This is a genomic window from Methylosoma difficile (assembly GCF_054657615.1).
The window spans coordinates 80,389-97,387 of sequence record NZ_BAAHYJ010000007.1 but is presented as its reverse complement, the minus strand read 5'-3'; the positions used below and the strand labels follow the sequence as shown (position 1 = coordinate 97,387).

Below are 16,999 nucleotides of genomic sequence, written 5' to 3'. Positions count from 1 at the left end.
GGGGAACAATGGGAAAATCAATTTTGTGGGCAGCCCTGGGTATTTTGGGTGGCACGGCCGGGGGGTATTTGGCGGCCGGCCAAACTGCTGTCCCGGCACAACTGGCGGTGATTGATATCCAATCGCTAATCAAACAATCGACCATAAACGGGCAAACTGAAGCTGATGCCAAAGCCTTAACTTCGCGTATCAAGGCCGCCACTGCCAAGCTGGTAGCTCAGGGCATCATCGTCATTGATTCGGGGGCCGTTGTTGACGCACCGGAGGAAGCTTATGTCACGGTCGAGTGAGTTTGTCATCACAGGCCTGCGACTTACACGGGCATTCACGCCAAAGTTGCTTGGACATGTGCGCCTACATGGGATGGCTTGGCTGCTATTGTTGGCACTGGCCTCGGTTATTCAGGCCAACTACCGGATTGCCGTCAACCGTACCCCTAGCCTTCCTTACAGCTTTTACCTTATTTGCCTGAATGATGCGGTAGAAACGGGCGGTTTCATCGCCTTTCATTGGCATAATGGCAAGCCTTTCCCTGATGGGACGGTTTTCACTAAACGCCTTGTCGCCGCAACAGGCGACAAAGTAGTCAAGCATGGGCGTGATGTTACGGTGGGTGATGTTACCCTGCACGGCAAAGAGTATGGCATCACTGGCCGCAGGCTATTTCCAAACGACCAATTGCGGGAAGGCGACAACATCATCCCGCCGGGCAAATACTTCGTTGCCGGTGATCACGAATACAGCCTGGATAGCCGTTACGGGTTGCTCGGCCTGGTCGACCAAAAGGAGGTAATTGGACGTGCCTATCCACTTTTCTAAAAAACTGCTTTCACGTTGTCTGGTTCTCCTACCTGTGGCTCTGTCGTCTTCTTTGGGTTTTGCATTTGACACTGAAGACGACCTTTTTTTAAAAGGCCTGGCGGGACAGCAGCAACGCATTATCACTTCCCAACACGATCTCCCGGATTGGTTGAAACCCAAACCACTTCACCTAGACTCTGTCTTTGAACAACAGCTTCGCCAAGGGCTAACAAGTGCGTCCCCTCGTGGAGCAGATGCCAGTGTTAAGCCCATATCTTCAGGCCACTGGATTTTTGTATCTTTCGGGATGCCTTTGGAAGAATTGAAGGCCGCTGCCAAGGAAGCATCTGAAACCAAAGCGGCCCTGGTGTTCAGGGGAGTTGCCGAAGGCGAGAATACGGGGCAGTTGGAGCAACGCCTTGCGGAGGTCATCAAAGGCATCAAGCCCATCCCAGGGGCAATCATAGACCCGTTGTTGTTCAACAATATGGCGGTATCAACGGTGCCGACAATGGTGTCCACCGATGCACAAGGCCATACCCGCCGTGTCCGTGGCTTGCCCGGCTTTAATTGGCTGGACAGGCAGGATGAAGGTGAGGCGGGACAAAAAGGCCCCATATACACGATCACCGAGCCGGATATGATCGGCGAAATCAAACGCCGGATCGCAACGACTGATTGGGAAAAACAAAAACGTGATGCGATGGCCAATTTCTGGAAAGGCCAAGGGGAAGGTTTGGATTTGCCCAGGGCGAAAGCCGACCGGGAACGCTTGCTCGACCCGTCATTGACGGTCACCCAGGACATTTACCATCCGAATGGCAAGCTGATCGCCGCAAAGGGGCAGCGCATGAACCCACAAACGTTGTTGCCGATGCGGTACGTTTACATCATTTTTGATGCCACCCAACCGGAACAAGTTGGTGTCGCTAAAAAACTCGGTGTCCTCGCGGCAAAAAAAATGAAACCGGTTGTGTACTTGTTTTCTAAACTCGACCACCAATCAGGCTGGGAACAGTACAACTTGTTGGCGGGTGAAATGGGTGCCCCCATCTACCAACTCAACAAAGCGTTGCTGAAGCGATTTCAAATCCAAGCCTTGCCTACGGTCATTGAGGGCAGTGGAGACAAGTTATCCGTTAGAGAAATTGGTAATGAAAAGTTTTAAAGTTGAGGCGTGGATTTTTATTTTTGCGGTTATTTGGTTTTTTTGCCTTGTTAAATATGACGTCACACATAAGCATCCAAATAATCAGAATAACCTGGTGTATCAAAAATGAGTGGGCTCAGTTGTGCAGGCATTCTGGATGATCCTTGTGCATCGTTCTGGATTAAAAATGCCCTACGTTCTGCACTCGTGCGTGATCCGGTTGATGCGTTGAATGACGCGGAACTGTTAGTCAACATCCTTCAGGAAAATCTCGTCATTTTGCAGCATCCAACGGATGAAACATCCACTTTTAAACATCCTATATAGGCTTCAACATGTTTAACCGCATAACATTATTGATGGCAATAACAGCCATCTTTCTGTTGTCGTCCAACGTTCTCCATGCGGACACCACGGCTTCCTCCACAACGGACAGCAACAAATTGCTCTGTCCCGATGCGGATTTTTGGGGCAAGGGGATGCTGACCGACATTTGTTGGTCATGTATGTTCCCAATCCGTCTGTTGGGATTCACGGCGTTTGAAGGTGACAACTTCGTGCCCGATGGGGCATCTGACCAGGCACTTTGCTCTTGCCAGGGTAAGGACGGCATTCCCTCATTTGGGATAACTGCGGGTATGTGGCTACCGGCACGTTTGGTGGAGGTGGTCAGGAAACCTTATTGCTCACCCGTTATGGGCGGCATATCGTTCAACAACAGTGTCAGGCTCTGGGGCGGTGTTAAGGAAACTGAAAATGACGGTTCCGATAAAACTTTCTATAACTACCATTACTGGGCATTCCCGTTGTACGCCATCCTTGATTTGTTCGTACAGACCAACTGCAACGCCGGTGGGCTTCGTAATTTGGACATGATGTACCTATCCGAACTCGATCCGACATGGAACGTCGACGAGCTGGCGTTTTTCCTTAACCCCGAAGCGGTGATCTTCGCTAACCCGCTGGCCTTGGCGGCCTGCACGATAGATTGTGCCAAGACGACGGTGGACAAACCAATGACATCGCTGTGGTGGTGCGCCGGGTGCTGGGGCAACCTCTATCCGTTTTCAGGCAATATCGCTTCCGATGGTTCTGCACCCAGGGACACCAGTCTGTTGACCGCTAGAATACTGTCCAGCCTACACCGCAAAGCCTTGGCTCATAAAACCTACGGTGATGATGCCTTATGCGGCGGCACTATTTATCCGATGTTGCCTAAACAGCAATACAAACTCAGCACGATGTTTCCGGTGGCGGAATCGGAAGGGCGGTGTTGCCATTCGATTGGAGAATCGACCTTCCGCTGGGGTGAACACCGCACCATACCTGGGGTAGGGGAGGATTATGTGTATCTGGTATGGAGATATACGGACTGTTGTCTTTCAGGTGGCGATTAGGGGGAAGTTATGTTTGTTAATCTAAACGCCGACTTCGCGGCTCAACGCGTCAATAGCCCATTGGTTAAGGCTTTTACCGACGGCTTGTGCCTTGACCAAGGCCGCCGCGTGAAGTTCGGGCGGAACCCGCAACATCAGCTTGCCACTAGCTGGTTTTTTCGGGTCTTTGCAAATGGCCGCACAATCGGCCAAATAAAAATCGATGGCATTGTGGAAGTCCTGCCTCAATTGTGCCACCGTTTCGCCTTCGAAGGTGATGCTATCCTTAATGCCCAGCACTTTGCCCCAAAAGATGCCGTCACGTTCATCAAATTCGATGCGTGCCGTGTAACCCTGATAAGTCATGGTATTCATGGTCTGATTCCTTGTGCCTCAAGCCACAGGCGGATTTCTTCGATAAAGCCGTTTAGTACGCTATTGGAGATAGCGGCATGAAAACAATTGCTAGTTTGTTAATCATGTGTCTGGCACACAACAGCGTGGCCAGCGTCTACATCGCCACCAGCGTGCTATTTTTCACACCGTTTTCTGCCATCGCCGATGCTTTTATTGACCAGGCGAACGATGGAAAAAATCTTGGCAGCACGCTCCGTTCGGATTTTGTCCTGCCTGAGATGGACGCGGCTTCCGGGACGATGACCCTCAAGAACGGCGCGGCGAACGGACAAACCGTCCAACAAAACGAGCTGTTCCAGGAAGTCATACCCGGTTCTATGGATGCCGCCGTCACTGCTTACGGAGACAGTGACGCCATGAGTACGCATATCAACGACAAACTGGATGAACTTGGATCATCTGGTACAAACCACGGGATAGCTTACCAGACCTTGTTGGGGGCGAACACCGCAATGCCTAATATGAAGAACGACCCGCTCTGGCAAACCTCTGATAATGTGCTGGGACAAAAGAGTTCTGACATCAACGATAAGTTTACGGGTTGTCAAAAGAATACCACCTACGATGAAAAATCGTGTTCGGTGCATGTCAAAGACTTGAAGACGTGCAAGAAGGCGGCAAAAGCCGAGAAATGCCATGTAACAAGGAATATTACCTATAGCCCAGTTATCCGCATGGGGTCTGGTGACGGCAGGATTGCCAGTTGCGGGGTAGGCTGCACTTATTTATACACGGGTACGGTTGGGGACAATTACTGGTCAGGCGGGGGATGTACGGTTTTTACCTGGACAGCCAGTTTTATCGTTTCACGCCCGGATGCCATCCACAACGTCATCATCGACAATGTCCAATATGATGACCAGACTCGAATTTTTCTTAATGATAATTTGGTTTATACCGGAGCGGCTGGATACGACACCAGCGGTGGATGTGATTTCCATAAAAGTTTGAATGAAAACCCTGGCACGGACATCACGGCGGCGTTCAAAAATGCAGCGGCTGGTGGCACGGTGACGGTTAGGCAGGAAACACGGGTGGGTGGGAACGGTGAAGGCTTTTCCAGGCTAAAAGTGCTGGCCGCTTTGGACATCACTGAGCAGTTCACCGACTCGCCAGTAGGTTGTCGGGAACGGGTGTCAAATGCCTGGCCTCCTACCGGACAAGCACCGGATTGGACAAGGACAGGCACCTTGGAAGACCAGGCATCAACAGATTGGTGGCAATGTCTGGATGCCGCCCATGACCGCTCATTTGGAGGCTGGCTGGTGTCCACCAGCCAGCCAGAAACGTTCAGTAGCTTTGGTGACATTCTGCCGGAACCCTTGGCTTCACCACCCGCGCCGATTTGCTACAGTGCCGAAACCAGGATGCCTGGCCATGTCAAGCTACCGTGTTTCACTGATCTTGACGGCTACCAGCAATGCCCGGAATTTGATTACAACACGGATGCCCATGATAGCTGTGAGAGCTTCGCGGCACGACCGCAATGTGGCTATGTGGGCGAACAGTGTGCTGATGGAGCCTACAACCCGGTAACCGGCGCTTGCCAAGAATTTATAGTCACTTACGATTGTGGAACTACCCAGGCAACTAATTGCGATTTGGTGAAAACAACCGACAAGACTATTTGTGACAGTGAAATCCGCTGCATAGGTGGCGAATGTGTCGACCCAGCCGAAGAATCTAGCCGGGATTTCACGCGGGTCGCCGCCGCCCTGCAAACGCTGAACCAGGCGCAACAAAGCAATGGTTGTGATGTTAGCACTGGCACCTGCAAACTATTTGAAGGTGAGGCGCTGTCATGCCAGATGGCGGACTTGTCGATTCTTGGTAAGGTGGACTGCTGTAACATGCCTATAGAAGGCAGTTGGATTGATTATATGGAATTGGGCTACAAGTCGTGGCTGCTAACTGATACTGCGGTTGAGGCTTACGCAGTTGCCGAATATGGCGGGACGGCTGTCAGTCAAACTGGGGCATGGACACTCGCAACCCAAGGCACAGCTTTTGCTGATGGATTTACGCTTATGAAAGATGCTTACAGTGCGATTACTGAGCCGTTTACTTCTGCTTATGATTCTGTGGTTTCTATGTTAGGTGAACAGATAGGGACTGACTTAAGTATTGAAGCCATGAAACAACAGGCTATTAGCGCGGCTGGTGATTGGGTGGCCAATAATATGGGGACTGGGGTTGCAGATTTTTTATTTGCAAAATCTGCCGAAGGAGCATATTCAGCTATATCAAGCACATTATCGACGGTATTTACCGTTGTCGGAATTATTTATGCAATTTACCAAATTGCCAAATTGGTCGTGCAGTTGATTTTCGCTTGCACTGAGGATGAGACCAAACTCAATATGCTCAAAGACCAACGGTTATGTACAAGCCCTACTGCCATAGGTACATATTGTTCCGCTGATTTTTTAGGTATATGTGTTGCTAGACGGGAAGCCTATTGCTGTTTTAGCAGTGCTTTTGGGCGGGTATTCCAGGAACAGGCGCGACCGCAGTTGGGAAAGAATTTCGGTACGCCTCAAAGTCCTGAGTGTTCCGGTCTCACGGTGGATCAGATAAGCCACTTAAATTTTGACACGATGGATTTCGGTGAATGGATCGGGATGTTGCAAATAACGGGGCATTTGCCGAAGGGCGGTGCATCCGCAGATGCCATGTATGACAAAAGCGTGGTTACAAAAAGCAAATTGGGGGGCGCGAACAACACCAATACCCAGCAACGGTTGGATAAACAGACCGAAGGCACTGATGTTGATGATATTAGGCAACATTTGCTCGACAATTTGTAGTGGCTAGAAATTGTACAATCTGACAGTGTATTAATCAAAACAAGCCATTAAACGTAGTTGTTTGCTAATTTTAACAAAGTTATCCCCAGAATCTGGGGATAACTTTTTTGCTTTTTTGGCTATTGCATAATTGTTGGAATCTGGATAATGGTGGTTATGAACGATATTTTTCTCATAGGACGTAAATATGAAATTGATGGCATTGACTAAATGGTGCGTGCTTACCATCATACTAGGTGGCTGCGCTATACATCAGGCGGAACAAGAAAAGCGGATCGCCTACTTATCGGCTGGGGTCATACCTGAAAAAGGAATGTCGGCCAAGGATGTCTTGCTGCGCGGAAATTTGGCAGCTGAAGCGGCTAAAGGTTCAGGGGCTGGAATTGGTATGGCTGCTTTGATGTTACTTAATTCAGTAGATTTTCAAAAGACAGCGGCCAAGCATGACCACTTAGAAACATGGATGCCCGTATCGGAAGCCAGAGACGAATATGAGGCGAAGCTGAAGATGTCTAAGATTTTAGAAAATGCCATTTTTAAAACGTTTAGCCCTCCTTATCAAGCGAAGGTCGATGAGATTGAGGATGAAGCCACCATTGGTGTAATAAGCAGAGGAAGATTCATTCGTATTGATGGCCCAGGTTGTGAAAATTGGTCTTGTAAGGTAAATGCTACGATTCCTTCAGAGACAGCATCCATTTCCGATGGGACTATGCTCAAGTATGGACACCCTATACTTGGTCAGAATTGTCCTTGTTATGTTTACACAGGTTTGGCGGGTATAGGTGGTTTTGTAAAAATTACTAAGGAATATGTTGAACAGGGATCAATTAATGGTCATTGGCATCGGTTTGAATCTAAACCAATTAGCTTCGTAGGCGAAGACTTCTACACCAGGCTGTCTGCAAACCTACCAGATTGGGCGTATTACTATGTGGCCAAGCAACCGCCCAACACTGATATGAAAGTGCCGGCATTGTTCAATAAAGGCAAACGGGTCAACTGACGGGGCACTGCACTTTGAAACTAGAGGATAAGTAATGAATAAAAATGTGCTGACGGTGTTTGCGATGTCAGAATCGGTGTTCGAAACCCATGTGCTTGTCCGAGTCTATTGGATGACGGGCAAGCAACGTAAGAAAGCGGTAGATGTCCGGCTGGCGTTGACGTGTGAAAACATGCTAGCGGCTGCGGAAGCGGTGGCGATCCGTTATTTGCTGGGTGATGTTTGTATCTTTAATAAAAACCGCACGGGGCATAACCTCGGTATTGTGGTGTCCAAAGGTGCAATCAAAAAGCTTGGGCATAGCAAAACTCAATTAAATGAATTGTACGATTATGGTTACCCTTTGTTGACCCGCTATATGGGAGCTGAAATCACCGTGTCAAAAGACCAAAGTTGGTTTCCGCCTAATGAGGAATTAGGTGAGGTGGCGTGTGTTGACGGTGAAAGCCTACGCGGCAGGGAAACATTTGAGACCAACGACAAAGGGGTTATTGCCATCACACGCCATGCGTTAGAGCGTTATCAGGAGAACTGCGGCACCATCAACGCGCAGACGACATGGAAAAGCCTGACCCAACGCTTGCAGTTCAATGCCGGCATTGAAAAGGTCGAACTGCCCAGGAACGTGCTGGAGCATAAAATTGGCAAGTATGGCGAAGCTCCCGAAGTCTGGAGGCATCCTGACAGCACTTTGCATTTCGTGTTTTTTGTCAAACATGACTGCAAGCTATTAGTGACGGTTTTTGAGCGCAATACAAAGTTTGATAACCCTAAACCAGCATTCCATTCGCCGAAAGAAGCTTGGGAGCCACCCAAGAAATTTGCGTAATAAATAAAAAATGGATTTAGAGTATATGTTTTCTTATTTTTGTAATATGGATTCTATGTTAAAGAAGGCTGGAAGGTATGTGATGATTGCCTCCATACTGGTCGGATACGGGTTTATTTCAAACACCCAAGCACATCCTGGCGGATTGAATGCCGAAGGTTGCCACAACAACCGGAAAACGGGTGAGTATCATTGTCATAAGCAAAAGGAAAACATCGAGCCTCCCCTTTTAAGGCCTATGGAAGTTGCAACACCACAACCTATTAAAAAAGCAGGGGATATCCTTCGCCTTGATTATGACGGGTTCACTGTTTGGCTAGATTGCTCAAAACGTGGCCCTGTTAAATTCCAATATAATGCCCAGCGTGATACGGGCAATGCCAAAAGGGCGCCGGATTTTTACCTTGACCCAAACGTGCCAAAAGAATGCCAACAATTGACCAGCAAGGCTTACGGGCATGGTTTTGATAGGGGACACCAAACGCCGGCCAATCATCTTGATGCCTCTGATATGGCGATAAGGCAAACCAATTATATGACAAATATCCTACCCCAGACATCACAAATGAACCGAGGCGCTTGGCTGGAGACCGAGGAAATTATCGAGTGCTACCGGGATATAGATGAGCTGTTAGTGATCGGCGGCGTGATTTGGGGTAATAACCCAGCAGATGATTATTTTGTCGAAAGCCACGGCATACAAACTCCCGACGCTTTTTGGAAAGTGGTTATACGCGGTATCGGTCAAGACGAAAGGGCGATTGCTTGGATTGTACCGAACAGTAGCGATGCGACACGAAAGAACCTCGACCAATATCTCGTGAGCGTTGATGATATTGAGCGGATTACGGGCGAGAAAATACCCGTAGCCGACTATGTCAAACATGACAAACCTGAAGTGTCATGGGTTTTCCCTATAGGTTGTGATAAAAGCTGAACCGGCTTAGAAGGCTTTGCGTTTTTTCAAACCAAATGACCAGCTTTATCATCGTCGCCGTCAATATGTGAGTTTTATCACCTCAAATGGCCAGACATATTATTAACGTTGACCAACCTTTTTCTTTTCCGCTGCCCAAAGAAATCTTTTTGCCCACCTTAAATTATTGACAAATGCAGCCGTTGGCAATGATAGGGATTGGTTGGCCGGTAACGGCCATGACCTGCCTTTCATAACCTTCCGAATTTATCCCTAAATATCACAAAACAGACGTTAAGATTTCAGCGTAGCCTATTGCCTGATTTGCGCGCAGTTTGGCAGCCCTAAGGTCACATACGTCTTTACGCTGAGGCGCCCCCCCCAAGCTTGGATGGCATGAATAGGCATGTGAGCCATTTGACACTCACCGCCTTCTAACTGTGCTCTTCTCGTTCGAATATCAATATCCCCCCGATAAGCGAGATTCAATCCTGAATCACGCTTATCGGCTAATTCCTGTCTCAAGTTTTGATCCTCGGCGGGGTAGAAAGGGATAACGGAAGCGTTCCCTGCCAATTACTCAACTCCGAAGCACGGCTATGCAGCAAGCGATTTTTCCAAGTTTGCCGCCCAACCGGAATATCCGATTGTAGGCAAAACCGAAGCCCCAGTTTGATACGCGGTTTCCGGATCAACATCGACCCCGACTCCATTGACGAAGCGGTTCATAAAATTGACCACGCAGCAGATGCAGACCACATCAAAAAATGCTTGTTCATCCCATCCCTCGGCATAAATCGCATCGACATCTGCTTTGGTGACCTGCGTAGGCGTTAATGTAAGTTTTTTGGCGTAGCTCAGTATCGGCTGTAGTTTTTTATCGACTTTCGGCGTGTCAATGTTAATCTTCATATCGCCGAATATCGATTCATCAATTCCATATGCCGTGGCTGCGGGAACATGCGAATGAAAACAAAAACTGCAGGAATTTAAGCCGGAAATATAAGTAAAAATGAGTTCGCGCTCGCCGTCGGTCAATGGCGATTCCTTCCGCATGATGTCGTCGATGAGGTGCAAAATAATAATGCCCCGTTTGGGATATTTTTGGAACACATCCGGGAGATTAGTCGTGCCTGGATGGGAAAGTAAAAATGACATGGATTTCTCCTTAATTAAATTAAAAATTAATTAAAAAATGAGTTTGTTGTAAGCTAGAAATTACCTCCTTAATACTATTGAAAAATATATGGACTGATTGGTACATAAAAAATAAAAAAATAGGTGCGGAATTTTTAGGATAACGCTTACTCGCTTGGAAATACAATCGACAACACGGTAGCTACCACTTGTTCAAGGTTTTCCCGACAAGGCTTGGCGCCTCCCAGCACCTGGATTCCATAAAATGCAGCGGTCAGGTAGGACGACAACACCTTTAGATCGCGGCCTTCAGCTATTTCTCCTGTGGCTTGGGCTTTGGACAAGATTTCGAGAATGGCCTTTTCTAATTGGGATACCCCCATATCGACTATTTCAGCCACTTGGGGGTCTTGACCTCGAAAATCCAACGCCGCTTTTCCTAACATGCAGGTTTTCTGTTCATTAATGGTTCTTTTAATTAATTGATCGAATAATTCCTTTATTGATTCCTGGGCAAATTTTGCTTCTGACAAGGCAGTTGAATGCTTGAACAACATGCCAGTGTCGCGGAAATGCCTGAGCGCTTGCAGGTAAAGTTCATGTTTACTGCCAAAAGCCGCATAAAAGCTGCCCTTGCCGATGCCCATGGCAGCCAAAAGTTCAGTCATCGATGCGCCCTTGTAACCCTTCCTCCAAAATACTTCCATAGCATTGGAGATAGCTTGCCGAGTATCGAATTCGCGTGTTCTCATGGATTTTGCATTTGTCTTTCTGTTCCGTTTAGTACAGAATAAATCGATAAATAACATTAGTCAATAACACGTCTGGTTTGTGCTACCCCCAAGGCAATGAGACACCCAGTAGCCAGCTGCATCTTTGAATATTCAGTATCATTTTTTGGGCTAATTTCCCGTTATGCCCCATTGAAGTCAAAACCCAGCCCAAATTCCTTTTGTCCCAACCAGGAAGACGGTGATCAATTGAACCAGGAAAAAGAGCAGGCCAAGAGTTAACAAGAATTTTTTAATATCTTTCATAACTACCTAAAATACCAATAAAATCATGATGCCAAAAATGGAAAGTATGCCTTTTATATAGGTGTAATTTATTTAATTAGACAGACAGTACCATCGTGATATTTCTAAGAATGCCAAAAATCCTATGATGCTGTCTTGATCGTACGGCAATTCAAGCACAGTAGTAAAATACCGTTTTACTATACATCCATAGGATTCAGTTATGGATTAATAGTGTCAGCAGATTCTTAACTTCGGATTTTTTTTGGCTTTGCGGGAAATGAATCGCGTAAATCTTACGGCTGATTTCGGGATTTGACAGGTAACGGTAACGGACATCGTCAGTATTGGCTGGAAGGCTGTATTCCGGCATCAAAGCCACTCCCAGACCTGCTCGGACTAAATTAACAATCCAATCCTCACTATTGCTTCGGTAAGCTGCGTAAAGGTTAACTTCCTGATTCTGGCATAACGCCCTTAATCCCTCCCTTAATTCGCAGTTCAGTCGATCAAGGTAAGGTTCAGACTGGATATCCTTAAGCTCGATTTGGCTGAAGTGGTTAAACCGGTGCTTGTTATTGAAAACAACCTTGTATTTTTCGGTATACAACATGGTTGACTCATACGGTGAACCCAGCAAATGTAAGGGGGCGCTAATAACCAAATCCAGTATGTCTGTTTCCAGTTGTTGCAGCAAGGCGCTTTCGTTGTCCACGATCAGTTCCAATTCAATATTAGGAAACTCCTGCTGATAATGGCCGAAAATAGGGCTTAATCGTTGTGCCCCTATGGTCGTCATTAGGCCTATCCGCAACGGAATGTTGTTTAAGCGGGTGAAGCGAATCGCATCGGCCTTAGTGGCTGCAGCTTCTTTGTAAATTCTGCGGAAATTCGGCTCAACAATCCGTCCTAATGAAGTCAGCAAACAACCGGTGCGTTCGCGGGTGAATAATTCACCTCCAAGCTCCTCTTCCAGTTTCTTGATGGCTTGGGTCAGTGACGGTTGGGAAACGTAGCTGAACTGTGCTGCACGAGTAAAACTGCCGTGGTCGCATACTGCCAAAAAATAGCGGATTTGGTGCATTTCCATATTAAGGCTCTTAAGCTCATATAGTTGAAAACTATTCTTTCATAGGTAGTTTGAATTTTACAACCTTCATAAATAAAGGATAGCATTGTCATCACCATAAACAAAATCTATATGAGGTGAATCCCATGAAAGCAGCAAAATTAATCGTAATGTATCCCACGCCCGCCGATGTTACTGTTTTCGAACGCCGCTACGAGCTTGAACACGTTCCGATGGCGGTCGAAAAACTAGCAGGAAAAATTCGCTTCGACGCCAATTTGATCACATCAGCGCCGGGGCAAACACAAGCACCTTATCATCGTATTGCTGAAGTTTATTTTCCTTCCATGAAGGATCTGGAGGACTGCCTGAGTTCTCCGGGTGGACAGGCAACGGCCGCCCATGCCGTTGAAATTTCCAGCGGAGGTGATCCTTTATTCTTGATCGCTGAAGTTGAAACGTTCATTTTTTAAATTTTTACTTTTGATTTGATAATTTTCAAAATTTACTATGGAGCAACAATGTCCTATTTGCCTTCAAGCCCAAATCTGGCGAGCTTAACCGGATTAATGGCGAAGTTTCCGCGTTGCGGAGTGCTGTTGTTTAAATTACTAGAGAATAATAGGAGCAGTTTTTCCCCCTTGAGCGGAGATGTTCACGATCTAATTAGTGCCTACGTGTCCGATCTCAACCAGTCAGCTTCTTGTTTTAACACACATAAAGTGCTAACCAAGGAAATGGGTATGGATGAATCTATTTTTAGACAATTAAAGCTGGATATCGACAGCGCGCAAGTCGACGAAAAACTCAAGCCGCTTTTGCGCTTTGTTAAAAAATTGACCCTAACACCCAGCCAGATCACTCAGGCCGATATCGAGGATATCTACGCTGCGGGTTGGGATGAGCGAGCGCTTCTGGATACAGTTCGATTATGCGCCTTGGTCAATTGCATGAACCGATTCGCGCTGGGTGCGGGTATAGATAAGCCAGCCCTTAACCAAAGGCCGCCATTAAGTCACCCAAGAATGCTTTACCATTCGTGATCTTCGGCTAATTTATTAATACAACCATCATGACAAATTAAGGTGGGATTTATGGCTACATTATTGTTGTTTTTTTTCCGGTTGCTCATTGTGAGTTCGGTTACAGTCTTGCTAATTGGCTTGTTCAAGCCGGAATGGCTGCGTTTTCGCGGCAAACAACCCGATCTGCTGCTGACATCCGCAATGGCATTCGGATTGTTCATTGCGGGATTTACTGGTGCCAGCAGAACCTACTATGTCCCTAATGCTGAGATATCTAAAGCGTCGAAAGCTGGCGTCCGTATAAACAAAGCAGTTTATAACACCGAGGCTATCTCTTCCGGTTGCCGAGCGGGAGGAAAGCAAGGCAATGCCGGTGCCAGTGACGGTGAAAAAACCCGTGACGGCATCCATTTTTCAGTCAGGACACCTTCAAACTATAAGGACACTATCGCCCACCCTTTGTTGATGGTCTATGCACCCGCTGGCCGGGATCGTGAAGAAGCGGAAGAACACGTCTACTTAACCAGCGAGGCAACCGCAGCGGGATTTGTTATTGCCTATGCCGACCACCAGCCATTATCACCGGAATCTGTCGTCAAATTGGCTGAAATACCTCAGCTCATTCAGGAAAAATGGTGCATCGACAAAAACCGTATATTCCTGACCGGACATTCCGATGGTGGCACGGTGGCAATGGGAATCGCTTTTTTCAACGGCACTAAACACATTCCGGCGGCAATTGCACCCAGCGCAGTCGGTATGCGGGGTGAAGATTTGCAAGACCGTAACTGCGTAAAACCTACACCAGTGATGCTGATGCACAGCAGCCGCGACAAACTGTTCCCCAACTACGGCAAAGAAGCCATTGAATGGTGGGCAAACTGCAATAAATGCACGACTAAAACCTATAAAGCCAGCGACCGCAAAGCCCCAGATTCTGGTAAAAAATGGGGCTGGGAAAAATATTACAAACAAGAACTTGAACAAAAAGCCCTAGACCTCAAACCTGGGCAACCATTGCCCTTTACCACCCCAGTTCCAGGCGTTGAAGGCTGTATGGCTTACAGTGGCTGCAAAAACGGCGTACAGACCTGGTTTTGCGAAGGCAGCGGCCCGCATCCGGAATGGCCGGGGAAAAATAAAGAAATCATTGCTTTTTTTAAAGGGACAAATAGCGAAAACGGAAAAAACACACCAAGTCAATAAGCATAGATTAATGAATAAACGAACCAACGGAGTCGCTATCTTTTTAAAAATGTATTTTAGTTGAAAGTCCGCTATCGTAAATTGACTTTATTGCGTTAACTGTCCGAGAATGGTCGTTTGCAGCTCGTCACGACTGACCGGTTTAGGGAAGTGTAAAACCATAGCCGACCGGCAGTTATGGGTCGGCATCCGCCGACCAACATGACATTAATCCATATCTTCCAGTGACTGTTTTGGGATAGTTTTATCTATGTCTGTATGATTTTAATGGTCAGCAGCATTGAAAATATGATCACTGAAGATTAGAAAACTTGTTCAATTTGGTGAAAATATTCAATATGCCCGTTTGCTGTCTTTGTCATTTATTTACCCATACATAAACAAATTAAACGGCTTTAAAATAAAAAGAGAACAATTGGAGAACATAGTTTAAAATCAATTCATTCCCCAAAACCACGATACAGGTTCCAGCCCATGCTTTTGTTGTTGCCAAGCTTACAACCTAAATCACTATTTTTACCCCTGTTTGGTGATAAGGTTGCCGCAGGTTTTCCCTCACCAGCCGATGATTTTGTCCAGAAAACGCTCGATTTGAATGAATTGTTGGTGCGTAAACCAGCCTCGACATTTCTGGCCCGGGCGCAAGGCGACTCAATGCTGGATGCCGGTATCCATCCCAACGACATTTTGATAATCGACCATTCGATAGAGGCTGTTCCAGGGGCCATTGTGGTTTGCGCTTTGAATGGTGAAATGACCGTCAAACGTCTGGGACGAAGCAGCAAGGGTGAATGGCGGTTGGAGCCTGCGAATGTGGCTTACCCGAATATCCTCCTTAATGAAGACCTGGAATTGGTGATATGGGGTGTGGTAACTAACGTGATACATCGGTTATGGCCACATGAGTGAGAAACAACGGCTTATCGCCCTCGTTGATGCCAATTGTTTTTTTGTGAGTGCTCACTTGGTATTTAGGCCGGATTTATGGAATAAGCCCGTCGGAGTTCTAAGTAGTAACGATGGTTGTGTTATTGCTAGGAATCAGGCACTAAAGTCGTTGGGCGTAAAAATGGGGGCACCACTCTTCGAAATTTTTGGTCTGGTCAAGAGACACAACGTTCAACTGTTCTCATCAACTTTTCCGTTATACGCCGATATGTCAGCAAGAGTTATGGCTACGCTTGAAGAATTCACGCCTTGCTTAGATGTTTACTCCATTGATGAGGGATTTTTTGGATTTGACGGGCGTTTGTGAAGGTGATCCTATAGCTTATGGGAAGCAGATAAAACGGACTGTTTTTCGGAACACGGGCATTCCTACTTGCGTTGGCATGGGGCCAACCAAGACCTTAGCCAAGCTTGCCAACTTTGCAGCCAAGAAATGGTCGAGAACAGACGGGGTGGTAGACTTGTCAGACCCAGTGCGCCGCGAAAAACTGATGAAGATCGTTTCCGTAAACGAGGTCTGGGGTATTGGTTCTCGCACGACCGCTAGGTTGGAGCTTCTAGGAATCAAGACGGCTTGGGATTTGGCAAGCCAGCCAGTGGAGTATATCCAGGCTCAATTCAATGTCGTGATTGCCCGGACAGTTCAAGAACTTAACGGTATTGCCTGTTTGGAATTGGAAGAAGTTGCACCGGACAAACAACAGATTGTCTGCTCTCGAAGTTTTGGCCAACGTTTGACTGAATATAGTGAGTTATCAGAAGCCTTGTCTGAATTTTGCACTAGGGCGGCTGAGAAGCTACGCCGACAACAGTCTGTCACGTCTTGCATCACCGTTTTTATAAGGACGAATCCTTTTAGCCAGCAAGAACCTCAATATCAACGTTCTGCCACGCTCCGGTTAAGTGCTGCGACCCAAGACACACGCACTATCATCGCGACCGCCAAGCGATTGCTTAAAGAAATTTTCAGGGTGGGTTATGGCTATCGAAAGTGCGGAGTACAACTGAGTCAGATAGAACCGCATAATATGGCTGGGCAAGGAGATTTGTTTGATTTTGCCGATGATCAAGTGCGGAAGGAAAATCGCTTATTAATGGAAACACTGGATAGAATCAATCACCGTTATCCTAAAAGTATTTCGGTCGCCGCCACGGGCGTTAATAAAGCATGGAAACCGAAGGCGGAATGGGTTTCGCCTGCGTATACGACCAATTGGGAAGAGTTGTTAACGGTTCAGTGTTGAAAAACTATCACGCCAACCTAGGTATTAATCAGGTTGCTAAGCCATTGATTGA

The 16,999-nt window shown here is 47.0% G+C and carries 19 protein-coding genes; 15 read left to right on the top strand and 4 right to left on the bottom strand.

The genetic code is table 11. The annotated features are described in order from the left end of the window. Positions 1–8: 8 nt before the first annotated feature. From ACYQ1O_RS16510 to ACYQ1O_RS16490, 5 genes are all read left to right on the top strand, one after another. Positions 9–290, top strand: coding sequence for a hypothetical protein (locus ACYQ1O_RS16510; protein ID WP_459993328.1), 282 nt, complete (start codon positions 9–11; stop codon positions 288–290). Beyond that, positions 274–819 (top strand): S26 family signal peptidase, encoded by a 546-nt coding sequence (locus ACYQ1O_RS16505; RefSeq protein ID WP_459993326.1) that lies wholly within the window; start codon positions 274–276, stop codon positions 817–819. Before ACYQ1O_RS16510 ends, ACYQ1O_RS16505 begins: the two co-directional genes overlap by 17 nt. Next, positions 800–1,969 (top strand): TrbC family F-type conjugative pilus assembly protein, encoded by a 1,170-nt coding sequence (locus ACYQ1O_RS16500; RefSeq protein WP_459993325.1) that lies wholly within the window; start codon positions 800–802, stop codon positions 1,967–1,969. Before ACYQ1O_RS16505 ends, ACYQ1O_RS16500 begins: the two co-directional genes overlap by 20 nt. A gap of 108 nt (positions 1,970–2,077) precedes the next feature. After that, the gene (locus ACYQ1O_RS16495; protein ID WP_459993324.1) at positions 2,078–2,278 is read left to right on the top strand and encodes a hypothetical protein; all 201 of its coding nucleotides are present in this window, start codon (positions 2,078–2,080) and stop codon (positions 2,276–2,278) included. Between the two features lie 8 nt (positions 2,279–2,286). Beyond that, a complete protein-coding gene (locus ACYQ1O_RS16490) occupies positions 2,287–3,348 on the top strand; it encodes a TraU family protein (protein ID WP_459993323.1) in 1,062 nt (353 codons plus the stop codon). A 21-nt stretch (positions 3,349–3,369) separates the two neighbouring features. On the opposite strand, the gene ACYQ1O_RS16485 is transcribed toward ACYQ1O_RS16490, so the two are convergent. Beyond that, the gene (locus ACYQ1O_RS16485) at positions 3,370–3,702 is read right to left on the bottom strand and encodes a type II toxin-antitoxin system HicB family antitoxin (RefSeq protein WP_459993322.1); all 333 of its coding nucleotides are present in this window, start codon (positions 3,700–3,702) and stop codon (positions 3,370–3,372) included. Positions 3,703–3,779: 77 nt separating this feature from the next. On the opposite strand from ACYQ1O_RS16485, the gene traN reads away from it, so the two are divergent. From traN to ACYQ1O_RS16465, 4 genes are all read left to right on the top strand, one after another. Continuing rightward, positions 3,780–6,551, top strand: a complete 2,772-nt coding sequence (traN, locus tag ACYQ1O_RS16480; RefSeq protein ID WP_459993321.1) for a conjugal transfer protein TraN — start codon at positions 3,780–3,782, stop codon at positions 6,549–6,551. Between the two features lie 187 nt (positions 6,552–6,738). Continuing rightward, positions 6,739–7,557, top strand: coding sequence for a hypothetical protein (locus tag ACYQ1O_RS16475; protein WP_459993320.1), 819 nt, complete (start codon positions 6,739–6,741; stop codon positions 7,555–7,557). Between the two features lie 34 nt (positions 7,558–7,591). Further along, positions 7,592–8,386, top strand: coding sequence for a hypothetical protein (locus tag ACYQ1O_RS16470; RefSeq protein ID WP_459993318.1), 795 nt, complete (start codon positions 7,592–7,594; stop codon positions 8,384–8,386). A gap of 10 nt (positions 8,387–8,396) precedes the next feature. Further along, the gene (locus ACYQ1O_RS16465; protein ID WP_459993317.1) at positions 8,397–9,323 is read left to right on the top strand and encodes a DNA/RNA non-specific endonuclease; all 927 of its coding nucleotides are present in this window, start codon (positions 8,397–8,399) and stop codon (positions 9,321–9,323) included. A 576-nt stretch (positions 9,324–9,899) separates the two neighbouring features. On the opposite strand, the gene ACYQ1O_RS16460 is transcribed toward ACYQ1O_RS16465, so the two are convergent. The 3 genes from ACYQ1O_RS16460 to ACYQ1O_RS16450 form a co-directional block, all read right to left on the bottom strand. After that, positions 9,900–10,460 carry a carboxymuconolactone decarboxylase family protein gene (locus ACYQ1O_RS16460; RefSeq protein WP_459993315.1) on the bottom strand — a complete coding sequence of 187 codons (561 nt, stop codon included), beginning with the start codon at positions 10,458–10,460 and terminating at the stop codon, positions 9,900–9,902. Positions 10,461–10,606: 146 nt separating this feature from the next. Next, positions 10,607–11,191 (bottom strand): TetR/AcrR family transcriptional regulator, encoded by a 585-nt coding sequence (locus ACYQ1O_RS16455; RefSeq protein WP_459993314.1) that lies wholly within the window; start codon positions 11,189–11,191, stop codon positions 10,607–10,609. A gap of 481 nt (positions 11,192–11,672) precedes the next feature. Further along, a complete protein-coding gene (locus tag ACYQ1O_RS16450) occupies positions 11,673–12,545 on the bottom strand; it encodes a LysR family transcriptional regulator (RefSeq protein ID WP_459993312.1) in 873 nt (290 codons plus the stop codon). A 125-nt stretch (positions 12,546–12,670) separates the two neighbouring features. Here ACYQ1O_RS16450 and ACYQ1O_RS16445 point away from each other — a divergent pair, with 125 nt between their 5' ends. The 6 genes from ACYQ1O_RS16445 to ACYQ1O_RS16420 all read left to right on the top strand — a co-directional run bounded on the left by ACYQ1O_RS16445 (position 12,671) and on the right by ACYQ1O_RS16420 (position 16,947). Continuing rightward, positions 12,671–12,997: an EthD family reductase gene (locus ACYQ1O_RS16445; RefSeq protein ID WP_459993310.1), complete on the top strand. Its 327-nt coding sequence runs from the start codon at positions 12,671–12,673 to the stop codon at positions 12,995–12,997. 48 nt (positions 12,998–13,045) lie between these two features. Continuing rightward, positions 13,046–13,567 (top strand): carboxymuconolactone decarboxylase family protein, encoded by a 522-nt coding sequence (locus tag ACYQ1O_RS16440; RefSeq protein ID WP_459993308.1) that lies wholly within the window; start codon positions 13,046–13,048, stop codon positions 13,565–13,567. A gap of 51 nt (positions 13,568–13,618) precedes the next feature. Beyond that, complete coding sequence (locus ACYQ1O_RS16435; RefSeq protein WP_459993307.1) at positions 13,619–14,755, top strand: alpha/beta hydrolase family protein; 1,137 nt, start codon at positions 13,619–13,621, stop codon at positions 14,753–14,755. A 474-nt stretch (positions 14,756–15,229) separates the two neighbouring features. Continuing rightward, complete coding sequence (locus ACYQ1O_RS16430) at positions 15,230–15,664, top strand: LexA family protein (protein ID WP_459993305.1); 435 nt, start codon at positions 15,230–15,232, stop codon at positions 15,662–15,664. After that, positions 15,657–16,010, top strand: coding sequence for a Y-family DNA polymerase (locus ACYQ1O_RS16425; protein ID WP_459993304.1), 354 nt, complete (start codon positions 15,657–15,659; stop codon positions 16,008–16,010). The genes ACYQ1O_RS16430 and ACYQ1O_RS16425 overlap by 8 nt, the downstream gene beginning before the upstream one ends. Further along, on the top strand, positions 15,961–16,947 hold the full coding sequence (locus ACYQ1O_RS16420) for a Y-family DNA polymerase (RefSeq protein ID WP_459993302.1): 987 nt from the start codon (positions 15,961–15,963) through the stop codon (positions 16,945–16,947). Before ACYQ1O_RS16425 ends, ACYQ1O_RS16420 begins: the two co-directional genes overlap by 50 nt. Positions 16,948–16,999 lie beyond the last annotated feature (52 nt).

Coding starts and splice junctions, on each gene's coding strand:
- ACYQ1O_RS16510 (WP_459993328.1), top strand. CDS start 9: ATGGGAAAATCAATTTTGTGGGCAGCCCTGGGTATTTTGGGTGGCACG.
- ACYQ1O_RS16505 (WP_459993326.1), top strand. CDS start 274: ATGTCACGGTCGAGTGAGTTTGTCATCACAGGCCTGCGACTTACACGG.
- ACYQ1O_RS16495 (WP_459993324.1), top strand. CDS start 2,078: ATGAGTGGGCTCAGTTGTGCAGGCATTCTGGATGATCCTTGTGCATCG.
- ACYQ1O_RS16490 (WP_459993323.1), top strand. CDS start 2,287: ATGTTTAACCGCATAACATTATTGATGGCAATAACAGCCATCTTTCTG.
- ACYQ1O_RS16485 (WP_459993322.1), bottom strand. CDS start 3,702: ATGAATACCATGACTTATCAGGGTTACACGGCACGCATCGAATTTGAT.
- traN (WP_459993321.1), top strand. CDS start 3,780: ATGAAAACAATTGCTAGTTTGTTAATCATGTGTCTGGCACACAACAGC.
- ACYQ1O_RS16475 (WP_459993320.1), top strand. CDS start 6,739: ATGAAATTGATGGCATTGACTAAATGGTGCGTGCTTACCATCATACTA.
- ACYQ1O_RS16470 (WP_459993318.1), top strand. CDS start 7,592: ATGAATAAAAATGTGCTGACGGTGTTTGCGATGTCAGAATCGGTGTTC.
- ACYQ1O_RS16465 (WP_459993317.1), top strand. CDS start 8,397: ATGGATTTAGAGTATATGTTTTCTTATTTTTGTAATATGGATTCTATG.
- ACYQ1O_RS16460 (WP_459993315.1), bottom strand. CDS start 10,460: ATGTCATTTTTACTTTCCCATCCAGGCACGACTAATCTCCCGGATGTG.
- ACYQ1O_RS16455 (WP_459993314.1), bottom strand. CDS start 11,191: ATGAGAACACGCGAATTCGATACTCGGCAAGCTATCTCCAATGCTATG.
- ACYQ1O_RS16450 (WP_459993312.1), bottom strand. CDS start 12,545: ATGGAAATGCACCAAATCCGCTATTTTTTGGCAGTATGCGACCACGGC.
- ACYQ1O_RS16445 (WP_459993310.1), top strand. CDS start 12,671: ATGAAAGCAGCAAAATTAATCGTAATGTATCCCACGCCCGCCGATGTT.
- ACYQ1O_RS16440 (WP_459993308.1), top strand. CDS start 13,046: ATGTCCTATTTGCCTTCAAGCCCAAATCTGGCGAGCTTAACCGGATTA.
- ACYQ1O_RS16435 (WP_459993307.1), top strand. CDS start 13,619: ATGGCTACATTATTGTTGTTTTTTTTCCGGTTGCTCATTGTGAGTTCG.
- ACYQ1O_RS16430 (WP_459993305.1), top strand. CDS start 15,230: ATGCTTTTGTTGTTGCCAAGCTTACAACCTAAATCACTATTTTTACCC.
- ACYQ1O_RS16425 (WP_459993304.1), top strand. CDS start 15,657: ATGAGTGAGAAACAACGGCTTATCGCCCTCGTTGATGCCAATTGTTTT.
- ACYQ1O_RS16420 (WP_459993302.1), top strand. CDS start 15,961: ATGTTTACTCCATTGATGAGGGATTTTTTGGATTTGACGGGCGTTTGT.